The organism is Promicromonospora iranensis (assembly GCF_028994805.1).
GTDB lineage: Bacteria > Actinomycetota > Actinomycetes > Actinomycetales > Cellulomonadaceae > Promicromonospora > Promicromonospora iranensis.
In genome coordinates this window covers 172,998-197,880 of sequence record NZ_JAJQQP010000011.1, presented here as the reverse complement: position 1 = coordinate 197,880, position 24,883 = coordinate 172,998, and the positions used below count along the sequence as shown (strand labels likewise).

Here is a 24,883-nt window from a genome sequence, read left to right as displayed (position 1 = left end):
ATGAGGGCCGATCTACCCGTCGTCCCTGACCGGGACACCGCGCGCGACTGGCTCGGCAGCGAGCTGCAGCGCCCCGAGTACGCCGAGCGTGAGTCGCTGCTGGCGCGTCTGCTCAACTGGGCGCTGGAGTGGCTGAACGGTATCGACTGGCCCGACACGTCGATGTCCGGCCCGCAGCTGGGCGCCGTCATCGCGGTGGTCGTCGTGGTGGTCCTCCTCATCGCCTGGCTCGTGGCCGGGCCGGTGCGGCTCGGGCGCGAGCGCGCGCGGTCCGCCGAGGTGCTCGACGGCGACGACGCCCGCACCGCTGCGCAGATGCGCGCCGCAGCCGACGCGGCGGCGTCGTCGGGTGACTGGCGGACCGCGTCCGTCGAGCGTTTCCGTGCCGTCGTCCGCTCCCTGGAGGAACGTGTGATCATCGAGCCGCGACCCGGCCGCACGGCCCAGGAGGCCGCGGCCGACGCCGGCCTGCGCCTGCCCGACCAGGCCGCCGGCCTGCGCTCGGGCGCCGACCTGTTCGACGGCGTCGAGTACGGCGATCGCGTCGCCACGGCGGCGGACGACGCGGACCTGCGTGCGCTCGATGCTGCAGTCACCGCCACTCGCCCCGGGGTCGCCGTATGACGTCTCAGCCCGCACCGGCGCCTCCCGCCCCGACACCGCCCGCCTCGCTCTCCGCCACGCAAGGGGGCGCGGGCCCCGCCGACGACGCCCCGGTGGTCATCGGCGACGACACGACCGGCCGGTCCCGCGCCGCGAGCAGGTGGCGCCGGATGCGCTGGCCGCTGACGGTCCTCGTCGTCGTCGCCCTGCTGGTCGTGTTCCTCGCGGTGGTGCGCCCACCGACGTCGGCCGCCCCGTACGCCCCGGACAACCCGGAGCAGGGGGGCGGCATGGCCGTGGCCGAGGTGCTGAAGGACCAGGGGGTGCGGATCACCCACGTGACCACCGTGTCCGAGGCCGTGTCGGCCGCCGGGCCGGACAGCACCCTCCTGGTCACGCCCAACCCGTCGTTCTTCGCCGACGACCAGATCTCCGCGCTGAACCGCACGGGCGCCGATCTCGTGGTCCTCAACCCGGACTTCGGCATGATCGGAGGCGTGAGCCGGAACACCCTCGACTCCACGTACGGCGAGACCGACGCGCCGGTGGCTCCGCAGTGCGACGACCCGACGGCACGGGCGGCGGGCGACCTCGCGTTGCGGCCCGGCCTGACCGACACGTCCACCGCGGAGGACGGCGTGCGCCCGGTCCTGTGCTGGCCCGACGGGCTGGGCGCCTACGCCTACGCCCGCCTGGACTTCCCGGACCGGTCGGTGACCGTGGTGACCGACCCGGCGGTGCTCCGCAACGGCACCGTCCTCGAGGAGGGCAACGCGGCGCTCGCGCTGCGGATGCTCGGGCACCACGAGGACCTGGTCTGGCTGGTGCCGAACCCGATGGACGTCAGCACCGGTGACGACGAGCCCACGCCCGCCGAGCGCGGCCAGGTGAACGAGCTGATGCCGCCCGGTTCTGCGCCCGTCGCCCTGGTCGTCGTGCTCGCGGCCGTGCTGCTCACGCTGTGGCGCGTGCGGCGGATGGGGCCGCTGGTCGTCGAGAACCTGCCGGTGCTCGTCCGGTCGGCCGAGGCCACCCGCGGTCGCGCCCGGCTGTACCGGGCCGCTCGCGCCCGCGGGCACGCCGCGGCAGGCCTGCGTGCGTCGACGGCGGACCGGATCGCCACGCGGCTCGGCCTCGCCCGCTCGTCGGACGCCAACACCGTGGTCGACGCCGTCGTCGCCGCTACCCACCGCCCGTCGCAGCAGGTGGCAGACCTGCTCTACGGCCCACCCCCCGCTGACGACGCCGCGCTCGCCGAGCTCGCGCGCCGACTCGACATCCTGGAGAGCGAGGTCCACCGACCGTGACCGAACCAGCCTTCCCCCAGCAGCCCGTGCCTCAGACCGCTGAGCCGACGGAGCCGCAGCCGACCCCGGCGCCGCAGCAGACCACCGAGCCGCCCGCCCCGTCGCAGGAGCTGCGCTCCGCCCTCGCGGCGGTCCGTACGGAGGTGGGCAAGGCCGTCGTCGGGCAGGACGCGGCCGTGACGAGCCTGCTCATCGCCCTGCTCTGCCAGGGGCACGTGCTCCTGGAGGGTGTGCCGGGTGTCGCGAAGACGCTCCTGGTCCGCACCCTCGCGGCGGCCCTGAAGCTGGACACCAAGCGGGTCCAGTTCACGCCCGACCTCATGCCGGGCGACGTGACGGGTTCGCTCGTCTACGACGCGCGCACCGCCGAGTTCTCGTTCCGCGAGGGCCCGGTCTTCACCAACCTGGTGCTGGCGGACGAGATCAACCGCACGCCCCCCAAGACCCAGGCGTCCCTGCTGGAGGCGATGGAGGAGCGGCAGGTGTCGGTGGACGGCACGCCCCGCCTGCTGCCCGACCCGTTCATGGTGATCGCCACCCAGAACCCCGTGGAGTACGAGGGCACCTACTCGCTGCCCGAGGCCCAGCTCGACCGGTTCCTCCTCAAGCTCGTGCTGCCGCTGCCCGAGCGCGACCAGGAGGTGGAGGTCCTCGCCCGGCACGCCGCGGGATTCGACCCGCGCCACCTGGCCGCGGCCGGCGTCACCCCCGTGGCCGACGCCGACATCCTCGAGCGGGCCCGCGCCGAGGTGGCCCAGGTCCAGGTCTCGCGCGAGGTGCTCGGGTACGCGGTGGACGTCTGCCGCGCCACGCGCTTCTCGCCGTCGCTCTCGCTCGGTGTCTCGCCGCGTGGTGCGACGGCGCTGCTGCGCACCGCACGGGCGTGGGCGTGGCTGTCCGGGCGCTCCTTCGTGACCCCCGACGACATCAAGGCGCTCGCCCACCCGACCCTGCGGCACCGCGTGCAGCTGCGCGCGGAGGCGGAGCTCGAGGGTGTCACCGCCGAGGGCGTGCTGGACACGGTGCTGGCCTCCGTGCCCGTGCCGCGCTGAGGCCGCGCGCATGGTCGTGACGTGGCGTGCCGCCGCCCTGATGGGGCTCGGCGTAGTTCCCGTGCTGCTCCTGCCGGCGGACGGGACGGTGCTCGTGTGGTCGGCGGTGGTGGTCCTCGCGGGTGTCGCCGACGTGGTCCTGGCCGCCTCGCCGCGACGGGTGGCGGTGCAGCGGCGGGTACCCGGCTCGGTCCGGCTGCGCTCGGAGGCCACCAGCGAGCTGGTGGTCCGCAACGCTTCCGGGCGGCGGCTGCGCGCCGTGGTCCGGGACGCGTGGGGGCCCTCGGCAGGAGCCGGTCCGGGGCGGGGGAGCACCGAGCGGGTGCGCCCGGCGTCGGGCGGAGCGGGGCGGCACCACGTGGACCTGCCGGACGGAGAGGCCGCACGCCTGCCCACGACGCTCGTGCCGACCCGGCGGGGCGACCGGACCGCGGGCGGCGTGACGATCCGCAGCCTCGGCCCGCTCGGGCTGGCGGGCCGCCAGGTCACGCTGCCTGTCCCGGGCCGTCTGCGGGTGCTGCCGGAGTTCGCGAGCCGCAAGCACCTCCCCTCGCGCCTCGCACGGCTGCGGGAGATGGACGGTCGCGCGGCGGTGCAGATCCGCGGCGAGGGCACCGAGTTCGACTCGCTGCGGGAGTACGTGGTGGGCGACGACGTCCGCTCGATCGACTGGCGCGCCACGGCCCGGCGCCGCGAGGTGGTGGTGCGCACGTGGCGCCCCGAGCGGGACCGGCGTGTGCTCATCGTGCTGGACACCGGACGCACGTCCGCCGCGCGCGTGGGTGCCGCGGACTCGACGGGCGCGCCCCGTCTGGATGCCAGCATCGAGGCGGCACTGCTGCTCGCGGCGCTGGCCGGGCACGCGGGCGACCGGGTGGAGCTCGTGGCGTTCGACCGCACCGTACGCTCCCGCGTGGTGGGCGCCGCAGGCCCCCGGCTCATGCCGGCCATGGCGGAGTCCCTGGCCACCGTCGAACCGGTGCTGCTGGAGACGGACTGGCCCGGGGTGGTCGCGCAGGTGCGGACCCGCATGACGCAGCGCGCGCTCGTGGTGCTGCTGACCACCCTCGACCCGGCGGCGGTGGAGAACGGCCTGCTCCCGGTCGTGGACCAGCTCGCCCGCGACCACACGGTGGTCGTCGCCTCCGTCGCGGACGAGGAGGTGGCGGGGCTGCGCTCCGGCCGGGACACGGTCGCCGAGGTGTACGACGCCGCTGCTGCCGCACGGGGCGACCTGGAGCGCACGGCGGTCACCACGATGCTGCGCCGCTACGGGGCGGACGTGGTCGAGGCGTTGCCCGACGACCTGGCGCCGCGCCTGGCGGACGAGTACCTGGCCCTCAAGGCGGCCGGTCGGCTCTGACCGGCAGGTCGCCCACGACAGCCGAACACAGGAGCGCCCGGCCGCACGAGGCGGCCGGGCGCTCTCGCGCACTGCCGAGCTAGTTGTTCGTCGAGACCGCGAGCCTGCGCACGGCCCTGTCGAAGTGCGGCGCACCCATGGACCGGTTGGCAGGGGTGCCGTACGACGTCACGCCCCGGACGTACCCGAGGCGGGTGCTGTTGTTGTAGTGCCACACCCACGGGCCGCCCGATGCTCCGGTGCCGAAGTTGCACCCGCTGATCAGTGAGGTACGCGCCGCGACTCCACTCTTGCGGGTCATGCCCTGACAGCCCCACATCGACTGGCCGTCGGACAGGTTGGACGGGTAGCCGAACACCGTCGCCGGCCAGCGGTAGTACTGGTCGATCTTGAGGCCGTTGCCGCCGACCGCCTTGACGACCCGCTTGCCCTGCCCGTTCGAGAACGTGGTGAGCATGCCCACGTCTCGGTACCAGCCCTGCGACGTGCCGCCCTTCTGGATCCACGTCTTGAAGGTGTGCAGGGTGCGCGCCTGGAAGGTCCCGTACGGCGTCTTGTTGACCGCTTCACCTCTGAAGTCGGGCACGAAGACCAGGTTGCTGTACCAGCTGCCGCCCCGCCCACTGTGCAGGCAGTGCCCTGCGGTGATGACCACGCGCTTGGACTTGGTGTTGATCGTCGCGGCCGAGCAGTAGGAGCCACTGCCGTACCCGCCGATGAAGAGCTTGCCGTTGCTGATCGGCCACCGCCTGATCGCGTTGGTCTGCGCGCCGCCGGCGTTCTCGGGCGCCACCGGGCGGCTGACGATCGTGCCACCCTGACCGGAGTCTCCGGCGGGAGCGCTCGGCAGGGTGTTCGCCTTGCCGACGGCCGTGCCCGAGGCGAGGCCCGCCGCGACGTCCTGCGCCATCCGCTGCACGAGTGCGCTGTCGCCCGGCGCATCCAGCGGCTTGGCCGCGGCCATCCGCTCCGGCGTCCAGTACTCGAGCACGGCCGGGTCACCGCCCGCCGCGTCGACGCGCTGCAGCTCCTTGGCCGAGTAGCGACGGGTCGAGCTGCCGTCGGCCTTCAGCACGGGTGCCACGGTCGACACGATGTCCGAGTCGACCGGCTGGGTGGCCCGGGCGGGAGCCGCGCTGACCGCCTGGGTCGCACCGGTGTTCCCGGCACCCCACGCGGCCGGGACGCACGCGACCGTCGCGGTGACGGTGACGGCGGCCGCCATCGCCACGAGGCGCACCCTCTGAGTTCTGCCCACTTGATTTCCCCTGTCCGCCTTATGGCCGGTTTATCCGGTCCGTCGGCAATTGAGGGGATCGTAGCCAAGATCGGTCGGGAGGGAGCCCGATATCACCCGAGCGGGGCGGTGGTCACATCCGGGGCCACCAGGTTCGACGAGGAGCGTCTCCCGTCGGAAATGTCCGGTGCGCCGGAGCGTGGCGAGGTGCTCCTGGCGGGTGAACCTGCGGCATTCCCGCGCCCTCGCGGCCCGGTAGGCCGGCTTTGCTGGACCCGCCTGGCACACTGGAGGACATGAAGGTACGAGTTCTCGTCGTCGACGACGACACAGCGCTGGCAGAAATGATCGGCATCGTCCTCAAGGGCGAGGGGATCGATGCCGTGTTCTGTGCCGACGGCGACTCCGCGCTGGGGATGTTCCGCACCCACCAGCCGGACCTCGTGCTGCTCGATCTCATGCTGCCCGGCAAGGACGGCGTACAGGTCTGCCGCGAGATCCGCGCCGAGTCCGGGGTGCCGATCATCATGCTGACGGCCAAGTCCGACACGCTCGACGTCGTGGTGGGCCTGGAGTCGGGTGCCGACGACTACGTCTCCAAGCCGTTCAAGCCCAAGGAGCTCGTCGCCCGGATCAAGGCCCGGATGCGCCGCAGCGAGGACCCGGGCCCGGAGCGCCTCGTCGTGGGTGACGTCGAGATCGACGTCACCGGCCACACGGTCATGCGCGACGGCGAGCGCATCGCGCTCACGCCGCTGGAGTTCGACCTGCTCGTGGCGCTGGCCCGCAAGCCGTGGCAGGTGTTCACGCGCGAGGTGCTCCTCGAACGGGTCTGGGGCTACCGCCACAGCGCCGACACGCGCCTGGTCAACGTCCACGTCCAGCGCCTGCGCTCCAAGATCGAGCGTGACCCGGAGAACCCGGAGATCGTGCTCACGGTGCGTGGCGTCGGTTACAAGGCGGGCGCGACACGCTGATGCCGCACGGCCTGGTCACGTGGCTGCGCCGGGCGGTGCACCGGGCCCGTGTGGTCACGGTCCGGTCCACCCGGCGCGCGGTCGCGCAGTGGCGCTCCTCCCTGCAGCTGCGCGTGGTCACCACCGCGCTGGCGATCGGCTTCGCGGCGATCGCCGTGCTCGGGCTGTACCTGTCCACGTCGGTCCGGGACGGCATCTACGAGCAGCGGCTCGCCGCCATCGACAAGGAGGCCGCCGCACTGACCACGCAGGTGTCGGAGAACTTCTCGGACACGGCGACGACGTCGGACGGCGAGCTGCAGACCCTGCTGCTGGACACGATGGCGACCCTCGGTGCCACGAGCGGCTCCACCGCGGACGAGTACTTCCTGATGCACGAGCTGGGTACCACCGCGCAGGTGGCCGACTTCGCCTCCCGGGCCGACCTGACCGACGTGGTGATCACCAGCGAGCTGCGCCAGGCGAACCTCGCGTCCGAGGACGACCAGGTGCTGCAGGCGGTGGGCGTCCCCACGGCCGACGGGTCCGGCATGGACCAACCGGGTGTCATCGTGGGCTCCACGGTCCAGGCCACGCCCGACGCCAGGTACGAGATCTACTACCTCTACTCGCTGGAGCCCGAGCAGGAGACGCTGTCGTTCGTGCACCGCGTGCTCCTCGCCGGCGGGTTCGGCATGCTGGCGCTCCTCGGCGTCGTGACCTGGACCATGGCCCGGCAGACGGTGACGCCGGTGACCCGGGCGGCGACGGTGGCGGAGCGGCTCGCCGAGGGGCACCTGTCCGAGCGCATGCCGGGCGCCCGCGGCACCGACGAGATGGCGAGCCTCGCACGGTCGTTCAACGAGATGGCGGAGAGCCTCCAGGACCAGATCCGGCGTATGGAGGAGCTCTCCGCCATGCAGCGCCGGTTCGTGTCCGACGTGTCGCACGAGCTGCGTACCCCGCTCACGACCATCCGCATGGCGAGCGAGATCATCCACGAGTCGCGGCACCAGATGGACGAGGACGCCGCCCGCTCGGCCGAGCTGCTGCTCGGCCAGATCGACCGCTTCGAGTCCCTCCTGTCCGACCTGCTGGAGATCAGCCGGTTCGACGCCGGCGCCGCCGTCCTCGATGCCGAGCGCCGCGACCTGCGCGACGTCGTCATGTCGGTGGTCGAGCAGGCCGCCCCGCTCGCGAACAGCAAGGACGTCCGGGTCTCGGTGCGGCTGCCCGACGCCGACGCGGCGGCCGACTTCGACCCGCGCCGGATCGAGCGCATCCTGCGCAACCTCGTGGTCAACGCGATCGAGCACGCCGAGGAGCGGCCGGTCGAGGTGACGGTCGCCGAGGACGACCGCGCCGTCGCCGTCGTCGTGCGCGACTACGGCGTCGGCATGACCAAGCAGGAGGTCGAGCACGTCTTCGACCGCTTCTGGCGCGCCGACCCGGCGCGTGCCCGTACCACCGGCGGGTCCGGCCTGGGCCTCGCGATCGCCCTCGAGGACGCCCACCTGCACGCGGGGCGCCTCGACGCGTGGGGCCGCCCCGGGCAGGGCGCGAGCTTCCGGCTGACGCTGCCGCGCAGCGCCGGCGTGCAGGTGGGCGAGCCGCCGGTGACCATGGCGCCCGCCTCGCACGAGCCCGGGCTCCGGACCGGCCAGATCCCCGTGATCAACCCGCCCACGGGCCCCACCCCGACGGCGATCCCGGACCTGTCCGACCCCGGGAGCACCGACGTGGTGGGGATGTCCGCAGGCAACGACGTGGAGGTGCACTGATGCGCAAGGGAACCCACGTCGTGGCTGCCGTCGCCGCGCTGGCCTGTGCCGTCACGCTCGGGGCCTGCGCCCAGATCCCGACGTCCGGCCCGGTCCGGGTGAGTACCGCGAACGCGGACCCGCAGGTCGACATCGCACTGCTCCCGCAGGGTCCGGCGGTCGGCGCCGAACCACGCGCGATCGTCTCGGGTTTCCTGGGTGCGGCCGTCGCCGCCACGACGTCACCGAAGGAGTTCCAGACCGCGCGGGAGTTCCTGACCGATGACGCGGCGGGCACGTGGGACCCCGACGGGTCGGTGCGGGTGGTCCGTGAGCCGCCACTGCTGGAACCGTCCGTGAGCGGCGTCGACGTCAAGGACGGCGAGACCGTCGAGGTGGCCGCGCACGCGACGACCATCGCGACCCTCGACACGGCCGGCACGTACACCGAGGTGGGGAACCCGCGGGAGCTGAGCTACCGGTTCACGCTCACCCAGGCGGGCGGCGAGTGGCGCATCTCCGGGCTCGACAACGGGGTGCTCGTGCCCGCCAACCTGTTCGCGAACCAGTACCGGGCGACCCGCCTGTACTTCCCCGCCGAAGGGAACATCAAGAGCTTCGTCCCCGACATGCGGTGGTTCCCGCGGCAGTCCTGGCGCCGGGACGCGGTCCAGGAGCTGCTCGCCGGGCCGCCCGAGTGGCTGCAGGGAGCCACCCGGTCCCTCGTGCCGGAGGGCACCCAGCTCGTGTCACCGTCGATCCAGGACACGGACGGGAACGAGCCTGTCGCCGTCCGCCTCAGCGAGCAGATCAGCACCGCCCCTGCCGCCGAGCGCTCCGTGGTCGCGGCGCAGATCTCGGCGACCCTCTCCGAGGGGGCAGGCCGCACGGTGGCCGTGGACCTGTTCAGCGACACCAGCCGCCTCTCCGTGGACCAGACGGACGTCGACCTGCCCGCCACCATCGTCCAGGCGATGGCGCTGCAGGACGACCAGCTGTACCGCGTCGAGGACGGCAGGCTCGTCGAGCACGACGTGCCCGTGGACCTGTCGGCGTTGGACCCGACCGCGCTCGCGCTCAGCCCGGCGACCACACCGGTCGTGGTGCGGGACGGTACCGACCAGATCGTGAACGTCTCGTCCGACGACGAGGGCGGTCCCGTGACGCTCATCGTCGGGCCGGACCTGGCAGCTCCCTCGGTCGACAAGTTCGGCAACACCTGGAGCAGCGGCGACACCGGCGAGCTGCAGGTGTCGACCAAGACGGTCGAGGTGGTCGAGGTGGAGCCCGACTGGCTGAGCGGCCGCAAGGTGCTCAGCGTGTCGGTGTCGCCGGAGGGATCGCGCATCGCGGTCGTGAGCCAGGCGCCCACCGGCACCCAGGTGCAGGTGGCCGGCATCGTGCGGAACGGCGAGAAGGTCCCGGTCGACCTCGCGCCGCCCATCTCGGTCGCGGCGCCGGTGGCCCGCGTCGAGGAGGCTCGCTGGTCCGGGCTCACCACCCTCGCGCTCCTGGCGAGCGACGGCGAGGGCACGTCGGGCGTCTGGAACGCCGGCGTCGGCGGCCTCCCGGGTGCCGGTGGCCAGTCGAAGCAGCTGCCGGGGCTGACGGACGTCGTGCAGCTGGCGGCCGGGGTGGCCGACAAGGGGATCATGGTGATCACCAAGGACGGCGACCTCGAGCACGAGGAGACCGGCGTGTGGCAGCCGCTGGCCGAGGACGTCGACCTGGTCGCCTACCCGGGCTGACCCGCCCCGGGACGGCACTGGCGAAGTAGGACCGCAGCGCCGGCCGCGGTGCTACTTCGCCAGGTCTTCCGTCCAGCCGGAGCGCCGCCTCGGCGGGCTCAGATCGGGCGGCTCAGGCCAGGTCGGCTCAGGTCAGGTCGGTGACCGGCGCTGTGCCGCAGGTGTTGTCGAGCTGGATCACACCGAAGGACCAGCCCTTGCGCTTGTAGAGCACCGAGGGGCGCGACGTCTCCTTGTCGATGAACAGGTAGAAGTCGTGGCCCACCATCTCCATCTCGTAGACGGCGTCGTCGAGCGTCATCGGGTCCGCGTGGTGGAGCTTCTGCCGGATCACCACGGGCGAGTCGCCGATGGTGGTCTCCACGGAGTCACCGGGCTCGGACAGCGCGGCCGGTGTCGAGACCTGCGGCTCGGGTGCTTCGGCGGACGCGTTGTCCTCGTCGAAGATCTCCTCGAGCGGACGGACGTCCACGGGGGCGACCACCTTGTTGTTCCGGTGGTCCTTGCGCCGGTCGCGGGCGCGACGCAGGCGCTCGTTCAGCTTGTCGATCGCGAGGTCCAGGGCGCCGAAGCGGTCGTCCGCTGCGGCCTCGGCGCGGATCACCGGACCCTTGGCGCGCAGCGTGAGCTCTACTCGCTCGCGGTTCTCGGAGAGTCGTGGGTTGTTCTCGTGCGTGACTTCCACATCCACCCGACGTACGTAGGGAGACAGCAGCTCTACCTTCGCGAGCTTCTCCTCGACGTGCTGGCGAAACCGGTCCGCCACGTCCGTGTGCCTGCCGACAACGACAATTTCCATGTGTGTATCTCCGCTCCGGGAACTCTGGGCCACGCCGTCCCTTGCCGGCGGCGCGCACCCGTCTCTACTCGTCATGGCACCCCCTGCTACCGGTGCCGGGCACGAACCACCTCCCGTCGCGTACGCCCCGTCAACGTCGGCAGGGCTCCGATCTCGCGTGGAACGTTCAGGCTAACTCCGTCACCTGGGTAACGACAGCCCCAACGGACAGTGAACAAGACGACAGAGATCTGTCAGACTTTCAGGTTCTGATCAGATTCCTCCCCGGTGTCCCGCGCCGAGCGCGGCGCGATCCCGGACTCGTGCGCCGGGGGCGGCGTCGCTGCCAGCACAGTCGCTCCCAGCACGTCGTGACCGGCGTCCTCGAGCACTCGTTCGACGGCGGCCAGTGTGGCCCCCGTCGTCAGGACGTCGTCCACAAGAATGCATACGGATCTTTGTCCGAGCGCCCGCGCTCCGCGTCTCGTCATGCGGACGGCGCCCGCGAGGTTGCGGCCACGGGCGCGGGCACCGAGGCCCACCTGGTCCCGTGCGGCGCCGCGGCGGACGAGGGCGGGGACCAGACGAGCACGGACACCGGCGTCGTGCAGGCCGTGGGTGACCGCCCGGGCCAGGACCGCCACGGGCTCACGGCTCCGCGCCCGGCGGGCCGCGCCGGTCGAGGGCACCGGCACGACGGCGACGGGGGCGCCGCCGAGCGCGGGCACGAGCGCCGGGCCGATACGGGCAGCGGCCCGCCGCAGCGCGGGCGCGAGGAGCCGGTCGAGGTCCGCCCGTCCCCGGTCCTTCCAGTGCACGACGACGTCCCGCACCGGCCCCGTGTACGGCGTGAGCGCCCACACCGGCACCGGCGGGACCCCGTCGAGCCGGTCCAGGCGGGGTGCACCGTGCTCGGTGCGCACCGGCGGGCCGGCCAGGAGCGCCGCGCACCGCGCGCACCACCGCACGTCGCGCTCGCCGCACGGACACGAGACGGGCAGCAGCAGACGGGCGAGCTCGCGGACGGGTTGCACGCCACCACGTTCCTGCATCCGGGGCGTCCCCGCTGCTTGTCCCCAGGGAGTGTCAGTGGGTCGGGGCACGATGTTCCTGTGCAACCGATCTCCCTGTCTCTCGACCAGGCCCGCCGGGTCGCCATCGCGGCCCAGGGCCTGAACCGCCCGCGCACCGACGGGCCGCGCACCATGCGGCACGTGCAGGGGGTGGTCGACCGGCTCGGCCTGCTCCAGATCGACTCGGTGAACGTCCTCGCCCGGGCGCACCTGCTGCCTCTCTTCTCGCGGCTGGGCGCGTACGACACCGACCTGCTGGACCGGGCGACGGCGTCGGGCAGGTACGCCCGGCGGACGGGCAGGGCCGCAGCAGCCGACCGCCGTCTCGTGGAGAGCTGGGCGCACGTCGCCGCCTATGTGCCCCCGCGCGCATGGCCGTTGCTGGCCTTCCGGCGCCGGTGGTTCGCGGAGGAGTACGACTGGCGGGAGCTGGACGGCGTACGCCTGCCGGACGCCCCGCAGGTCGCCGAGGTACGCGACCTGGTCGCGGCGGAGGGGCCGCTGTCGGCCTCCCAGATCCACGACCGGTTCGTGTCCGAAGGGCGCTCGGTGCGCCGCAAGCGAGGCACGTGGTGGGACTGGAGCACCGAGAAGCGCGTGGTGGAGCACCTGTTCTTCACGGGCGAGGTGGTCTCCGCGGGCCGGAACACCCAGTTCGAGCGGTTGTACGACCTGCCGGAGCGTGTGCTGCCGCCCTCGGCGCTCGCCGAGGTGCCCGAGGTCGAGGCCAAGCGGGCCCTGCTGGAGCTCGGGGCGCGGGCGCACGGCATCGGGACGGCCCGTTGCATCAAGGACTACTACCGGCTCCGGGGGCCGGTGGCGGACCAGGCGCTCGCTGATCTCGTGGAGGAGGGCGTGCTGCTGCCGGCCCGCGTGGCAGGTGGCTCCGAGCAGTGGTTCCTGCACCGCGAAGCCGCTCGCCCCCGCCGGGCCACGGGACAGGCGCTCCTTGCGCCGTTCGATCCCCTGGTGTGGGAGCGCAAGCGGCTGGAGCGCCTCTTCGGGATGCGGTACCGGATCGGCATCTACACCCCGGCCGCCCAGCGTGTCGACGGGTACTACGTGCTGCCGTTCCTCGAGGACTCGCAGCTCACGGCCCGGGTGGACCTCAAGGCGGACCGCGCCGCGGGCGTGCTGCGCGTGCAGTCCGCGCACGCCGAACCGACCCTGACGGCGGACACCCCCGCCCGACTGGCGGCCGAGCTTCGCGAGATGGCCCGGTGGCTGGGACTCGAGGGGGTGACTGTGCAGGCCGAGGGGTCTCTTTCACCCGCTCTGCACGCGGTGGTGACCGCTACCTGAAACATACGACAACTAAACTCTGCTCATGGGAACCGCTGCGATCTTCCTGCTCGTCACGGTCGCGGCCGGGCTCGGGGCGGTCCTGCTTCGGCTGCCACCCCTCGTGGGTTTCCTGGTGGCGGGGTTCGGGCTGCACGCGGCCGGCCTTGCGGAGCCTGGCTACCTCGGGACCCTCGCCGACCTCGGCGTGACCCTGCTGCTGTTCGGCATCGGGCTCAAGCTCGACGTCAAGACGCTGCTGCGCAAGGACGTGTGGTTCACCACCGTGGCGCACCTCGTGATGAGTGTCGCCATCGCCGTCGGGTTCCTCGGTCTGCTGGGCGTGATCGGGTTCTCGATGCTCGAGGGCGAGGGCCTGGGAGTCCTCGCCCTGCTGGGTCTCGCCCTCTCGTTCTCCTCCACCGTGTTCGTGGTCAAGGTGCTCGACGGCCGCTCCGACCAGTCCGCGCTCTACGGCCGGATCGCCATCGGCGTGCTCATCATGCAGGACCTGATCGCCGTCATCTTCCTGTCCGTGGCGTCGAACCACCCGCCCAGCCTGTGGGCGTTCGGCCTCGTGCTGCTGATCCCGGGCGCCTGGCTGCTGCGCCGGGTGTGGTCGCGGGTGGGCCACGGCGAGCTGCAGGCGCTGTTCGGCGTGGCGGTCGCGCTCGGCCCCGGCTACGCGCTGTTCGACGCCGTCGGGCTCAAGGGCGACCTCGGCGCCCTCGTCATGGGCATGCTCCTGGCCGGCCACCCCGCCGCCACCGAGCTGTCGCGCAACCTGTTCACCCTCAAGGAGCTGCTGCTCGTCGGCTTCTTCGTGTCCATCGGCTTCTCGGGGGAGCTCACCTGGCAGGCCGCGGCGATCGGGCTGCTCATGCTGCTCATGCTGCCGCTGCAGGGCATCGTGACCGCGGTGCTGCTGCGCCTGATGCGGCTGCGCAAGCGCACGGCGATCCTGTCGGGCCTGGTGCTGGCCAACTACTCGGAGTTCGGCCTGATCGTCGTCGCCGTCGGATCCCAGACCGGCCTGCTGAACGACGAATGGCTGGTGGTGCTCGCCGTCGCCGTGGCGGCCAGCTTCGTGCTCTCCTCGGCGGTCAACACCCGCGGCAACGAGTTCGCGATGGCGCTCGCCAGGCGTTTCCCGTCCAAGCCCAACGAGTGGCTGCACCGGGAGGAACGGCTCATCGACGTGTCGGGCGCGGAGGCGCTCGTGCTGGGTATGGGGCGCGTCGGCCGTGGCGCCGTCCGCCAGCTGCGCGACGACTACGGCATGAACGTGGTGGGCGTCGAGCACGACCCGGCTCGCGTCGCCACCTTGCGCACCGGGGGCTTCACGGTGGTGCAGGCCGACGCCACCGACATCGAGTTCTGGGGCCGGGTACGCAGTGCCGGAGCCGTCCGGCTCGCGATCTTGGCCATGCCGTTCCACGCGGCGAACCTGATCGCGCTGTCCCAGCTGCGCGCGAGCGGCTTCGAGGGCACGGTTGCCGCCGTCGCACGGTACGACGACGACGTGGCCGAGCTCGCGCGGCACGGCGCCGACGCCGTCTTCCACCTGTATGGCACGGCAGGCCTGGCGCTGGCCGACGAAGCGGCAGAGGCGGCGTTCGGCTACGTCGCCGCCGAGGGGATGCGCGACGCGCAGGCGGAGCGCCGAGGAGTCCTGGCACCGGGCCCCGAGCCCGTCTCGGAGCCGGCTACCGGAGCGGGTACCGGGGCCGGCGCCGGGGCCGGCACCACCTGACCCGGCTGCCGCATCCTGCCTCAGCGGCTGTCGTCGTCCACCGTGCGGAGCTCGGGGCCGACCTTGTCGGTGCGCAGGCCCGCGCTGCCCACCATGTGCGCGGCCACCGGGGAGGTCATCAGCTGGAAGATCGCCACGAGCACGAGCATGGCGACCGTGCCCTGGTCCTGCAGCCGGAGCGCCACCCCGGTCAGGAGCAGGAGCATGCCGAGCACCTGGGGCTTGGCCACGACGTGCACCCGGGCGAGCAGGTTGTCGAACCGCACGACACCGACTCCTGCCGAGAACGAGAAGAAGGCGCCCAGCAGCAGACAGACCGCGGCGGCGACATCGGTGGCGAGGCTCATGAGCCCTCCGGCGGGTCGTGGGCATCCTGTCCGGGCGGCCTGCCCGTCGGCGCGGGTCGTGCGTGGTCGGGCGCCTGGTCCTTGCGCGGTTCGGCGGCGGCGAAGCGCGCGATGGTCACCGACCCGATGAAACCGACCATTGAGAGCACCACGAGGATCGGTATCGACTCGGTGCGGCGGGACAGCGCCGCCTCGACCGCTATGGCGCCGACCAGCGCGGTGGTCAGCACGTCGAACGCCACTGACCGGTCCAGCATCGAGGGACCACGCTCCATCCGGACGACAGCGCACAGGGCACCGACCGCGAGCAGCGCCGTGGCGACGATCCCGACGGCGAGCATCATGGCTGTCCCTCCTTGCCCGGGGTGGGTGCGGGACCGTCGGACGGCTCGGCCAGGCCGAGCCGGACCAGCTCGGCGCGGGTCACGAAGGCGCGCAGCAGCCGCCCCTCGAGGGCCCGCACCGACTCCCGGACGCCGTCAGGACCGCCGGAACCGGCGAGATCGAGCACGTGCACCTGCAGGGTGGCGCCGGACCGGTCCAGATCGACCACCACCGTGCCGGGAACCATCGACGACAGCCCCGCGGTGATAGCGACGAGCAGCTCCGACGTCGAGCGCAGCGGCACCTCGACCAGCCCGCCCTGCGGCGTCGGGCCGGGCCGGACGGCGGTCCAGGCCACCTGGAAGGACGCGACGACGAGGTCGGAGGCGAACCGGCCGACGAGATGGGCCAGCGGACCCGGTCGCAGCGTCCCGGCCGTGCCCACGGGCGGGAGCGGGAAGGCGAGCGCCACCAGCGCGCCGAGCGCGACGCCGGACAGCACGTTCGCCCACGACAGGTCCCCCCACAGGAGCACCCAGAGTGCCCCGCCCATCACCATCGTCGGCCACAGCGTGGCGAACCGTGGTGCCCGGCTGCGCCAGGGCCGCTCGGGCTGCTGCGTCTCCGGCGCCCCGTCGGAGCGCCGCGTCCGTCCGGTGCCGCGGACGGCCTCCGGGTCGGTGCCCGTCATGATCGGCCCTCCTCGCCGTCGTCGGTGATCTCGTCGGACGTGCCCGTGCCGCGAGGCGCCCCGTCGGGGAACACGGCGTCGACGTACGAGCGCCCGTCCATCGCCATGTCCGCCGCTCGCGCCGCGTAGTCGTAGAGCGGCCCCGCCGCGAAGGTCAGGCTCACGCTCACGGCCACGAGCGCCGCCGTCGGGCCGACCATGCCCCAGGGCAGGGGAGCGGGTTCTTCCGGCACCCGCACGTCCTCCGGGCTGGGCTGCCAGAACGCCTTGTTCCAGGCCCGGACCACGGCGTACAGGGTGAGCAGCGAGGTGACCACCGACCCGACCACCAGGGCCCAGGCGAGCACCGAGCCGTCCAGCACGCCGGCCTCCAGGAGGCCCACCTTGCCCAGGAAACCGGACAGCGGCGGGATGCCCGCGAGGTTCATGGCCGGCACGAAGAACAGGATCGCCAGGCCCGGGGCGAGCGTCGCGAGGCCGCCCAGGCGGTCGAGCGACGTCGTACCGCTGCGACGCTCGACCAGCCCGACGACCAGGAACAGCGCCGTCTGCACGGTGATGTGGTGCACCACGTAGAAGATGGCCGCGGCGGTGCTCGCCTGGGTCGCCAGGGCGACGCCGAAGACCATGTACCCGATATGGCTGACCAGCGTGAACGACAGCAGACGTTTCACGTCGTCCTGCGCCACCGCGCCCAGGACACCGACGAGCATCGTGGCGAGCGCCAGCACCAGCAGCACCGCCTCCAACGTCTCGTTCGCCGGGAAGAGCAGGGTCTGGGTGCGCAGGATGGCGTAGACGCCGACCTTCGTGAGCAGGCCCGCGAACACCGCGGTGACCGGGGCGGGCGCCGTCGGGTAGGAGTCGGGGAGCCACGCGGACAGCGGGAAGATCGCCGCCTTGATCCCGAAGGCGAGCAGCAGCAGGGCCTGGATGCCCAGCCGTACCCCGGGATCGACATCGGGCAGGCGCTCGGCGAGCTGGGCCATGTTCACCGTGCCGGTCGCCGCATAGACCAGGCCGACGGCGAGCAGGAACACTATCGAGCTGAGCAGCGCGACGACGACGTAGACGCTGCCCGCCCGGATGCGCTCGCTGGTGCCGCCGAGCGTGAGCAGCACGTACGACGCGGCGAGCAGGATCTCGAACCCGACGAAGAGGTTGAACAGGTCCCCGGCGAGGAAGGCGTCAGCGACGCCCGCCGCCAGGATCAGGAACGTCGGGTGGAAGATCGCGACGGGCAGGGCATCGCGCTGCCCGCCCTCGTCGGCGTCCGGGTCCTGCGCCTCCAGCGCCGTGCGCAGTTCCTCCGCGTCCGTCGTCGCCGGCGCGGTCCGGTCGTTGCCGTCCGCGATGCCCTGTGCCATCGAGTAGAGCAGCACGCAGAGCAGCATGATGCTGCTCACGAGCAGCATGAGCGAGGCGAGCGGGTCGGCCACCAGGTTGACGCCGACCGGGGCCGCCCAGCCGCCGAGGTCGAGCGGCACCGGCCCGTGCTGGGCCGCGACCACCAGGCCGGCGGAGGCGGCCGCGACGACCGACAGGGCGACGACCGAGATGATCCGCTGGGCGCGTTGGTACCGGTGCAGCGCCAGGGCGAGCCCTGCCCCGAACAGCGGCACCAGCACCGGCAGCGGGACGAGGGTCTGCACGGTCCACAGGTTCATGGTCCGTCACCCCCGCCGTCCCGCGGTCTCACCACGGGGTCGGGGAGCGCCACCTCATCACGTGTGGCCACCGCCTCCTCGTCCAGGGTGACGCCTGGCTCCACGGCGTCGCTGTCGGCGTACGACGGCGCGTCCTCGACGGCGAGCCGCGCGATGCGGGTGTCCTCCAGGTCGTCCTGCACCTCGTCGTGGCCGTGCAGCTGCCAGGACCGGTAGGCCATGGCCAGCACGAACGCCACCAGTGCGAGCGTGATGACGATGGACGTCAGGATCATGACCTGCGCCAGCGGGTCGCTCATCGGCTCCCGGTCGTCGGCGCCGGTGATCGGCGGAGCGCCGGCCCGCCCGCCGGCCACCAGGATCGCCAGGTTGGCCCCGTTCCCCAGCAGGACGAAGCCGAGGAGCACGCGGGTCAGCGATCGTTCCAGCAGCAGGTACACCCCCGCGGCGAACAGCACGCCCACGGCCAGCAGAAGGGCGCCGGAGGGGACGTTGTCGAGCACGATCACGCGCGGTCACCTCCTGCCCGGTGCGCCGTGCGGCCGTGCGAGCCGACGGTGCGGGAGTGGGGCTCGGCCTGCCGGTCCAGCTCGGCGCCGAACGTGCGCAGGATGTCGATGACCAGGCCGATGACCACGAGGAAAACTCCGACGTCGAAGAACAGGCTGGTGACCAGGTGCACGTGGCCGAGCACCGGCAGGTGCAGGTCGATGATCGTGCTCTCGAGCGCGGCCTGGCCGGCGAGCAGCGCGACCAGGCCCACGCCCGCCGACAGGAACAGCCCGGTGCCGAGGACGAGACCGGGATGGACCGGGGCCGCCTCGCCGAGCTCGTACCGGCCGCCGGCCAGGTAGCGGACCGTCAGCGCCAGACCCGCGACCAGGCCCGCCGCGAATCCGCCCCCGGGCGAGTTGTGCCCGCTGAACAGCAGGAACAGGGCGAACAGCAGCATCGGGTGGAACAGCGCACGGGTCAGCACCTCGAAGAGCACCGACCGCTTCTGGGGGTCGAGGGTCGGGCCCGCGAGCAGCCAGGTACCCGGCCGCACCTGACGGCCACCAGCACGTGCGGGGCGCTCCCCGGACTCGTCGTCCCCGGTGGGGTCGAGGCGCAGCAGGTTGCCGCTGCGCTGGCGCAGGAAGACGAGCGAGGCGACGCCGGTGGCCGCGACCAGCAGCACCGAGATCTCGCCCACGGTGTCCCAGGCGCGGATGTCGACGAGGGTGACGTTGACGATGTTGTGCCCACCGCCGAACGTCTCGGCCTCCTCGGGGAAGTCGACGGAGACCGGAAGATGCACACGGACCAGGGGTGCCGCGGCGACGAACATCATGACGACGAGGCCTGTGAGCACGCCGATCGCCAGCCTGACCCAGCGGCTCGCCGCCAGCGGCCGGTCCGAGAAGTACGGTGGCAGGCGCCGGAGCACCAGGACCATGACGACGAGCGTCAGGGTCTCGCACAGGACCTGGGTCAGCGCGAGGTCGGGCGCTCCGTGCAGCAGGAACAGCACGGCGTTGCCGTATCCCGCGACGCCCATGAGGAACACCGCCTTGAGCCGGCGGCGTGCGCGGGCGGTCAGGACGGCGGCCACCACGACCACCAGGACGACGACGAGCTGGGCGGGACGGTCCCACGGCACCATCGCGAACGGGCCGAGGTGCAGCACGTCGCCCCGCCCCGCCGCGTCGGCCGCGACGGGCAGCGCGTCGGCGCCCGTATCACCCACGAGGCCCACGGCGAGCGCGACCCCCGGGCCGACCGCGAGCGTCACGAGGATGACCCCGAGGTAGAAGGGCAGCGAACCACGCTGCGTGCCTGCGGTGACGTCGCTCGCGAACCGGTCCAGGCTGCGCATGAGACGCCGGTAGGCGAGGTCGGCGCCGTCCGGGGTCCAGAGCGCCGCCTGCAGCCGCTCGACGCGGTCGTGCTGCCAGAACATCAGCACACCCAGCAGGAGCACCGCGGCGGTGACCGCGAGGACCGGGGTGAGCCCGTCCCAGAGGGTGAGGTGCCCGGGGTCGCCGACGGGATAGGTGCTGGCGTACGGGCCGAGCAGCTCCTCGCCGACCTGCGGCACGAGGGCCACCGCGAGGCCGAGGACCGCGAGGACCAGTGGCGGCGCGACCATCGAGAACGGCTGGGGGTGCGCGACCTCGGGCGCCTCGCCCGGCCCTTGGCCCGGCCCTTCGCCCGGCACGGCCGAGGCCGTCGCCGGCAGGCGGGGCTTGAAGGCGCCCCACAGGAACCGGAGCCCGTAGGCCACCGTCAGGGCCGAGCCCACGGCGACCACCACGATCATGATCATGCCCAGCGGGTCGCCGTCGTGCGCCCAGGCGGCGAGCGCGGCCTCCTTGGCGACGTAGCCGGCGAACGGTGGCAGGCCGATCATCGACGCGGTGGCGAGCGTGGCGGCCAGCGCGGTGACCGGTAGGCGCCGTCCGACCCCCGCGAGCTTGCGCAGGTCGCGGGTGCCCGCTGCCGCGTCGACGACGCCGACGACCAGGAACAGCGAGGCCTTGAACAGGGCGTGCGCGCCCAGGAGCGCCAGCCCGGCGAGCGCCGTCGCCCGCGTCCCGTAGCCGAGCAGGAGCGTGAGGAGCCCGAGCTGGGAGACGGTGCCGAACGCGAGGACGAGCTTGAGGTCGTGCTGGCGCAGCGCACGGTACCCGCCGAGCAGGAGCGTGGCACCGCCGAGCACGAGCACCACGGTGCGCCAGGCGGCGAGGTCGGAGAACGCGGGCGCGAACCGGGCGATCAGGTAGATGCCCGCCTTGACCATGGCGGCGGCATGGAGGTAGGCCGAGACGGGCGTGGGGGCGGCCATCGCGGCGGGCAGCCAGAAGTGCGTGGGCACGAGCGCGGACTTGGTGGCGGCGCCGGCCAGCAGGCAGACCACGGCCACCGTGACGGCGGGGCCCGACGGCGGGTCGGCGATGACCGCCGAGAGGCTCCAGGTCCCGGCGGTGACCCCGAGCACCACGAGCCCGACCAGCATCGCCAGGCCGCCGGCGGTGGTCACGATCAGCGCCTGCATGGCGGCCCGGCGCGACGCGGTGCGGTCCGTGTGATGACCGATCAGCAGGTAGGAGAACACCGTGGTGAGCTCCCAGAACACGAAGAGCAGGAGCAGGTCGTCGGCGAGCACGAGGCCCGTCATCGTGCCGGCGAACGCCACCAGGAAGCCGCTGAACCGGCCGAGGCCGCGTGCCTCGCGGGAGAAGTAGGCGCTGCAGTAGAGCATCACCAGGGTGCCGACGCCACCGACCACCAGCAGCATCACCCAGGACAGCAGGTCCAGCCGGAGATCGATCGCGAGGCCGAGCGCGGGGATCCACTGCAGGTGTTCCGTGGGGGTGCGGCCCTCCAGGACGGCGGTGGTCCGGGACAGCGCGTAGATCGTCGCCGCGGCCGGTCCGAGGGCGAGCAACCAGAAGGCGCGCCGGCCCAGGGCCGCGACGAGGGCCGGGGCGGCCAGAGCCAGGACCCCGTGGGCGAGGAGTACCAGAAGCACGTCCGGACCGTCCTGTCAGGGCTCGTCGACAGGACGTCGTGGCCGGTACCCCGGGGACTCCCCGGCCGAGCACGGGACGGCATGCCGCGCGAGCGCGGGCGGGTGGGCGATGGTGGCCACTTTATCCGGAGGTCGGACCCGGGGCAGGAGGAGCCTCCGTGGAACCCTGCGACGGCCGCGGTCGTTACCCCGGGAGCGAACCCATCGGTCCGCTGTCCGTCTTTGGGTCACAGGCCCAGGTTTACGGCCTACGATGGACGACGGCGAAACTTGACGACGACCTGGGAGAACCCGCGTGTCCATCCTCGACAAGGTCCTACGCATCGGCGAAGGACGTGTCCTGAAGAAGCTGCACTCCGTGGCTGAGCAGGTCAACCGCTTGGAGCCCAGCTTCGTCGAGCTGAGCGACACCGAGCTGCGTGAGGAGACCGCACGTTTCCGGGAACGGCTGGAGCACGGCGCCACCCTGGACGAGCTCATGCCGGAGGCGTTCGCGGCGATCCGCGAGGCGGCTCACCGCACGCTCGGCCAGCGGCACTTCGACGTCCAGATCATGGGTGGTGCGGCGCTGCACCTCGGCAACATCGCCGAGATGCGCACCGGTGAGGGAAAGACGCTGGTGGCCACGACCGCCGCGTACCTCAACGCGCTCTCCGGCGACGGCGTCCACGTCATCACCACCAACGACTACCTGGCCAAGTACCAGGGAGAGCTGATGGGCCGCGTCTTCCGGTTCATGGGCATGACCACCGGGGTGATCCTGTCGGGCCAGACCCCGGCGCAGCGGCGCGAGATGTACGCCGCGGACATCACCTACGGCACGAACAACGAGTTCGGCTTCGACTACCTGCGCGACAACATGGCCTGGTCCGTCGACGACCTGGTGCAGCGCGGGCACAACTTCGCGATCGTCGACGAGGTCGACTCGATCCTCATCGACGAGGCGCGGACGCCGCTGATCATCTCGGGCCCCGCGGCCGGCGATGCGAACCGCTGGTACAACGAGTTCGCCAAGGTCGTGCGCCGCCTGGTGCCGACCGTCGACTACGAGGTCGACGAGAAGAAGCGCACCGTCGGCGTGCTCGAGCCGGGTATCGCGAAGATCGAGGACTACCTCGGCATCGACAACCTCTACGAGTCGCTGAACACGCCCCTGATCGGGTTCCTCAACAACGCGATCAAGGCGAAGGAGCTGTTCAAGCGCGACAAGGACTACGTCGTGCTGAACGGCGAGGTCATGATCGTCGACGAGCACACGGGCCGTATCCTCGCGGGCCGTCGCTACAACGAGGGCATGCACCAGGCCATCGAGGCCAAGGAGGGGGTGGAGATCAAGGCGGAGAACCAGACGCTCGCCACGATCACCCTCCAGAACTACTTCCGCCTGTACGGCAAGCTCGCCGGGATGACCGGTACCGCCGAGACCGAGGCCGCCGAGTTCCAGAGCACGTACAAGCTCGGCGTCGTCCCGATCCCGACGAACAAGGACCCGCAGCGGATCGACCAGCCGGACCTCGTCTACAAGAACGAGGACGGCAAGTTCAACGCCGTGGTCGCGGACATCGTGGAGCGGCACGCCTACGGCCAGCCGGTGCTCGTGGGTACCACCAGCGTCGAGAAGTCAGAGCTGCTGAGCGCCAAGCTCAAGAAGGCCGGCGTGCCGCACAACGTCCTGAACGCGAAGGAGCACGAGCGCGAGGCCGCGGTCATCGCGATGGCGGGCCGCAAGGGCGCCGTCACGGTCGCCACGAACATGGCCGGCCGCGGTACGGACATCATGCTCGGTGGCAACGCCGAGTACCTCGCGGTCACGGACCTCGCCGAGCGGGGTCTCGACCCGGTCGAGACGCCGGACGAGTACGAGGCGGCCTGGCCGCAGGCGCTCGAGAAGGCGAAGGAGCGCGTCGCGGCGGAGCACGACGAGGTCAAGGAGGCCGGCGGCCTCTACGTGCTCGGCACCGAGCGCCACGAGTCCCGCCGTATCGACAACCAGCTGCGGGGCCGTTCCGGTCGTCAGGGCGACCCGGGGGAGTCCCGGTTCTACCTGTCGATGCAGGACGACCTGATGCGGCTGTTCAACTCGGGTCTCGCCGAGTCGATGATGAACCGGGCCGGGTTCCCGGACGACATGCCGCTCGAGTCCAAGATGGTCACGCGCGGCATCATGTCCGCGCAGGGCCAGGTGGAGTCGCGCAACTTCGAGATCCGCAAGAACGTCCTGAAGTATGACGACGTGCTCTCCCGCCAGCGCACCGTCATCTACGCCGAGCGCCTCCGGGTGCTCGAGGGCGAGGACCTGCACGAGCAGATCCAGCACTTCCTCACCGACACCATCACCGACTACGTGACCAACGCGACGTCGGACGGCACGTCCGAGCAGTGGGACCTCGACGCCCTGTGGACGGCCCTGAAGGCCGTGTACCCGGTGTCGCTGACGCCGGACGAGGTCGCCGAGGAGGCCGGTGGTATCGACCGGCTCACCGGCGAGATGCTGCTCGAGGAGATCCTGTCCGACGCGCGGGTGGCCTACCAGGCGCGCGAGGACGAGCTGACGTCGCCGGCCATGCGCCAGCTCGAGCGCCGGGTGGTGCTCTCGGTGCTGGACCGCAAGTGGCGTGAGCATCTCTACGAGATGGACTACCTCAAGGAGGGCATCGGGCTGCGCGCCATGGCGCAGCGCGACCCGCTGATCGAGTACCAGCGCGAGGGCTTCCAGCTGTTCCAGGCCATGACCGACGCCATCAAGGAGGAGTCGGTCGGGTTCCTGTTCAACCTCGAGGTCACGGTGCAGCAGCCGGACGCGGAGCAGGCGGGCGAGGGCAGCTCGGAGCTGCCCGCCGTCGGCCCGGTGCCGCCGCGCGGACGCCTGGGCACGGGGCAGCCGGACGCACCGCCGACCACGCAGATCCCCACGGTGCCGCCCGCGGGCGCAGCGGGGCAGGGCCAGCCCGGTCAGCCGCCGGCACCGCGGCAGCGCCGTGCTGCGGGCGCCGCGACGGAGCCGATCCTGCTCGCGAAGGGGCTCGACACCCCGAGCCGGCCGCAGTCGCTGACGTACTCGGCACCGAGCGAGGACGGCTCGGGCTCGGCGTTCGTGCAGTCGTCCGACGGTGCCCGCCGTCGTGCGGCTCTGCACGGCGAGGCGACGGCCGCCACGAGCGACGGCCGGACGTTCCCGGGCACACCGCGCAACGCGCAGTGCCCGTGCGGCTCCGGCAAGAAGTACAAGGTCTGCCACGGGGTCAACGAGGCCTGACCGCCCGACCCCGCCGAGGTAGTCACCTGGGGAGGTAGTCACTTGGCGAGGTAGTCACTTGGCGAGGTAGTCATCCCGGCGAGGACCGGGTGACTACCTCGCCTCATGACTACCTCGGCGGGGTCGTGGTGAGACGATCGCCTCGGGTGTCGGATGCGGCGGTTACCCTGATC

General features: G+C 72.2%; 20 protein-coding genes and 1 pseudogene. 12 read left to right on the top strand and 9 right to left on the bottom strand.

Annotation, left to right across the window (positions count from 1 at the left end):
* The 4 genes from LUM46_RS19380 to LUM46_RS19365 are packed head-to-tail and all read left to right on the top strand — an operon-like array spanning nucleotide 1 to nucleotide 4,325.
* Nucleotides 1–624 (top strand): DUF4129 domain-containing protein, encoded by a 624-nt coding sequence (locus LUM46_RS19380; RefSeq protein ID WP_274996183.1) that lies wholly within the window; start codon nucleotides 1–3, stop codon nucleotides 622–624.
* Nucleotides 621–1,910 carry a DUF4350 domain-containing protein gene (locus LUM46_RS19375; RefSeq protein ID WP_274996181.1) on the top strand — a complete coding sequence of 430 codons (1,290 nt, stop codon included), beginning with the start codon at nucleotides 621–623 and terminating at the stop codon, nucleotides 1,908–1,910. The genes LUM46_RS19380 and LUM46_RS19375 overlap by 4 nt, the downstream gene beginning before the upstream one ends.
* Nucleotides 1,907–2,962, top strand: a complete 1,056-nt coding sequence (locus LUM46_RS19370; protein WP_445376106.1) for an AAA family ATPase — start codon at nucleotides 1,907–1,909, stop codon at nucleotides 2,960–2,962. The genes LUM46_RS19375 and LUM46_RS19370 overlap by 4 nt, the downstream gene beginning before the upstream one ends.
* A gap of 10 nt (nucleotides 2,963–2,972) precedes the next feature.
* Nucleotides 2,973–4,325, top strand: coding sequence for a DUF58 domain-containing protein (locus tag LUM46_RS19365; protein WP_274996180.1), 1,353 nt, complete (start codon nucleotides 2,973–2,975; stop codon nucleotides 4,323–4,325).
* A 79-nt stretch (nucleotides 4,326–4,404) separates the two neighbouring features.
* Here the strand turns inward: LUM46_RS19365 and LUM46_RS19360 are convergent, their stop codons facing one another.
* Nucleotides 4,405–5,409 carry a trypsin-like serine peptidase gene (locus LUM46_RS19360; RefSeq protein ID WP_274996178.1) on the bottom strand — a complete coding sequence of 335 codons (1,005 nt, stop codon included), beginning with the start codon at nucleotides 5,407–5,409 and terminating at the stop codon, nucleotides 4,405–4,407.
* A gap of 10 nt (nucleotides 5,410–5,419) precedes the next feature.
* Between LUM46_RS19360 and LUM46_RS19355 the strand changes: the two genes are divergently transcribed.
* From LUM46_RS19355 to LUM46_RS19340, 4 genes are all read left to right on the top strand, one after another.
* Nucleotides 5,420–5,572, top strand: a complete 153-nt coding sequence (locus LUM46_RS19355) for a hypothetical protein (RefSeq protein WP_274996176.1) — start codon at nucleotides 5,420–5,422, stop codon at nucleotides 5,570–5,572.
* A gap of 286 nt (nucleotides 5,573–5,858) precedes the next feature.
* The gene (gene mtrA / locus LUM46_RS19350; RefSeq protein WP_274996175.1) at nucleotides 5,859–6,539 is read left to right on the top strand and encodes an MtrAB system response regulator MtrA; all 681 of its coding nucleotides are present in this window, start codon (nucleotides 5,859–5,861) and stop codon (nucleotides 6,537–6,539) included.
* A complete protein-coding gene (mtrB, locus tag LUM46_RS19345; RefSeq protein ID WP_274996172.1) occupies nucleotides 6,539–8,299 on the top strand; it encodes an MtrAB system histidine kinase MtrB in 1,761 nt (586 codons plus the stop codon). The genes mtrA and mtrB overlap by 1 nt, the downstream gene beginning before the upstream one ends.
* Complete coding sequence (locus LUM46_RS19340) at nucleotides 8,299–10,026, top strand: LpqB family beta-propeller domain-containing protein (protein WP_274996171.1); 1,728 nt, start codon at nucleotides 8,299–8,301, stop codon at nucleotides 10,024–10,026. Before mtrB ends, LUM46_RS19340 begins: the two co-directional genes overlap by 1 nt.
* 127 nt (nucleotides 10,027–10,153) lie before the next feature.
* Here LUM46_RS19340 and hpf read toward each other — a convergent pair whose 3' ends face one another.
* Together hpf and LUM46_RS19330 are read right to left on the bottom strand one after the other, a co-directional pair.
* Entirely contained in the window at nucleotides 10,154–10,825 is a 672-nt protein-coding gene (gene hpf, locus LUM46_RS19335; RefSeq protein ID WP_274996170.1) for a ribosome hibernation-promoting factor, HPF/YfiA family, read from the bottom strand.
* A gap of 233 nt (nucleotides 10,826–11,058) precedes the next feature.
* Complete coding sequence (locus LUM46_RS19330; RefSeq protein WP_274996169.1) at nucleotides 11,059–11,838, bottom strand: ComF family protein; 780 nt, start codon at nucleotides 11,836–11,838, stop codon at nucleotides 11,059–11,061.
* A 78-nt stretch (nucleotides 11,839–11,916) separates the two neighbouring features.
* Here LUM46_RS19330 and LUM46_RS19325 point away from each other — a divergent pair, with 78 nt between their 5' ends.
* Together LUM46_RS19325 and LUM46_RS19320 are read left to right on the top strand one after the other, a co-directional pair.
* Entirely contained in the window at nucleotides 11,917–13,179 is a 1,263-nt protein-coding gene (locus tag LUM46_RS19325) for a winged helix-turn-helix domain-containing protein (RefSeq protein ID WP_274996168.1), read from the top strand.
* A gap of 25 nt (nucleotides 13,180–13,204) precedes the next feature.
* Nucleotides 13,205–14,911: a cation:proton antiporter family protein gene (locus LUM46_RS19320; protein ID WP_274996167.1), complete on the top strand. Its 1,707-nt coding sequence runs from the start codon at nucleotides 13,205–13,207 to the stop codon at nucleotides 14,909–14,911.
* A 20-nt stretch (nucleotides 14,912–14,931) separates the two neighbouring features.
* Here LUM46_RS19320 and mnhG read toward each other — a convergent pair whose 3' ends face one another.
* Genes mnhG through LUM46_RS19290 form a run of 6 tightly spaced genes read right to left on the bottom strand, consistent with a single transcriptional unit; the run spans nucleotide 14,932 to nucleotide 21,454 of the window.
* Complete coding sequence (mnhG, locus tag LUM46_RS19315) at nucleotides 14,932–15,258, bottom strand: monovalent cation/H(+) antiporter subunit G (protein WP_274996165.1); 327 nt, start codon at nucleotides 15,256–15,258, stop codon at nucleotides 14,932–14,934.
* Nucleotides 15,255–15,602 carry an MrpF/PhaF family protein gene (locus tag LUM46_RS19310; protein WP_274996162.1) on the bottom strand — a complete coding sequence of 116 codons (348 nt, stop codon included), beginning with the start codon at nucleotides 15,600–15,602 and terminating at the stop codon, nucleotides 15,255–15,257. Before LUM46_RS19310 ends, mnhG begins: the two co-directional genes overlap by 4 nt.
* A complete protein-coding gene (locus LUM46_RS19305) occupies nucleotides 15,599–16,273 on the bottom strand; it encodes a Na+/H+ antiporter subunit E (RefSeq protein WP_274996160.1) in 675 nt (224 codons plus the stop codon). The genes LUM46_RS19310 and LUM46_RS19305 overlap by 4 nt, the downstream gene beginning before the upstream one ends.
* Nucleotides 16,270–17,940, bottom strand: coding sequence for a Na+/H+ antiporter subunit D (locus LUM46_RS19300; protein WP_274996158.1), 1,671 nt, complete (start codon nucleotides 17,938–17,940; stop codon nucleotides 16,270–16,272). The genes LUM46_RS19305 and LUM46_RS19300 overlap by 4 nt, the downstream gene beginning before the upstream one ends.
* Nucleotides 17,937–18,449: a Na(+)/H(+) antiporter subunit C gene (locus LUM46_RS19295; protein WP_274996155.1), complete on the bottom strand. Its 513-nt coding sequence runs from the start codon at nucleotides 18,447–18,449 to the stop codon at nucleotides 17,937–17,939. Before LUM46_RS19295 ends, LUM46_RS19300 begins: the two co-directional genes overlap by 4 nt.
* A complete protein-coding gene (locus LUM46_RS19290; protein WP_274996152.1) occupies nucleotides 18,446–21,454 on the bottom strand; it encodes a Na+/H+ antiporter subunit A in 3,009 nt (1,002 codons plus the stop codon). Before LUM46_RS19290 ends, LUM46_RS19295 begins: the two co-directional genes overlap by 4 nt.
* A 295-nt stretch (nucleotides 21,455–21,749) precedes the next feature.
* Here LUM46_RS19290 and secA point away from each other — a divergent pair.
* Nucleotides 21,750–24,242 (top strand): annotated as a pseudogene (gene secA / locus LUM46_RS19285) (preprotein translocase subunit SecA); the annotation flags it as partial.
* The gene (locus LUM46_RS26725) at nucleotides 24,240–24,710 is read left to right on the top strand and encodes an SEC-C metal-binding domain-containing protein (protein WP_420875794.1); all 471 of its coding nucleotides are present in this window, start codon (nucleotides 24,240–24,242) and stop codon (nucleotides 24,708–24,710) included. The pseudogene secA and the gene LUM46_RS26725, both read left to right, overlap by 3 nt.
* Nucleotides 24,711–24,883 lie beyond the last annotated feature (173 nt).

Excerpts from the sequence above, each read along its gene's own strand:
- mtrB (WP_274996172.1), top strand. The coding sequence starts at position 6,539 with ATGCCGCACGGCCTGGTCACGTGGCTGCGCCGGGCGGTGCACCGGGCC.
- mnhG (WP_274996165.1), bottom strand. The coding sequence starts at position 15,258 with ATGAGCCTCGCCACCGATGTCGCCGCCGCGGTCTGTCTGCTGCTGGGC.
- LUM46_RS19310 (WP_274996162.1), bottom strand. The coding sequence starts at position 15,602 with ATGATGCTCGCCGTCGGGATCGTCGCCACGGCGCTGCTCGCGGTCGGT.
- LUM46_RS19375 (WP_274996181.1), top strand. The coding sequence starts at position 621 with ATGACGTCTCAGCCCGCACCGGCGCCTCCCGCCCCGACACCGCCCGCC.
- mtrA (WP_274996175.1), top strand. The coding sequence starts at position 5,859 with ATGAAGGTACGAGTTCTCGTCGTCGACGACGACACAGCGCTGGCAGAA.
- LUM46_RS19300 (WP_274996158.1), bottom strand. The coding sequence starts at position 17,940 with ATGAACCTGTGGACCGTGCAGACCCTCGTCCCGCTGCCGGTGCTGGTG.
- hpf (WP_274996170.1), bottom strand. The coding sequence starts at position 10,825 with ATGGAAATTGTCGTTGTCGGCAGGCACACGGACGTGGCGGACCGGTTT.
- LUM46_RS19305 (WP_274996160.1), bottom strand. The coding sequence starts at position 16,273 with ATGACGGGCACCGACCCGGAGGCCGTCCGCGGCACCGGACGGACGCGG.
- LUM46_RS19355 (WP_274996176.1), top strand. The coding sequence starts at position 5,420 with ATGTCCGAGTCGACCGGCTGGGTGGCCCGGGCGGGAGCCGCGCTGACC.
- LUM46_RS19365 (WP_274996180.1), top strand. The coding sequence starts at position 2,973 with ATGGTCGTGACGTGGCGTGCCGCCGCCCTGATGGGGCTCGGCGTAGTT.
- LUM46_RS19320 (WP_274996167.1), top strand. The coding sequence starts at position 13,205 with ATGGGAACCGCTGCGATCTTCCTGCTCGTCACGGTCGCGGCCGGGCTC.
- LUM46_RS19340 (WP_274996171.1), top strand. The coding sequence starts at position 8,299 with ATGCGCAAGGGAACCCACGTCGTGGCTGCCGTCGCCGCGCTGGCCTGT.
- LUM46_RS19380 (WP_274996183.1), top strand. The coding sequence starts at position 1 with ATGAGGGCCGATCTACCCGTCGTCCCTGACCGGGACACCGCGCGCGAC.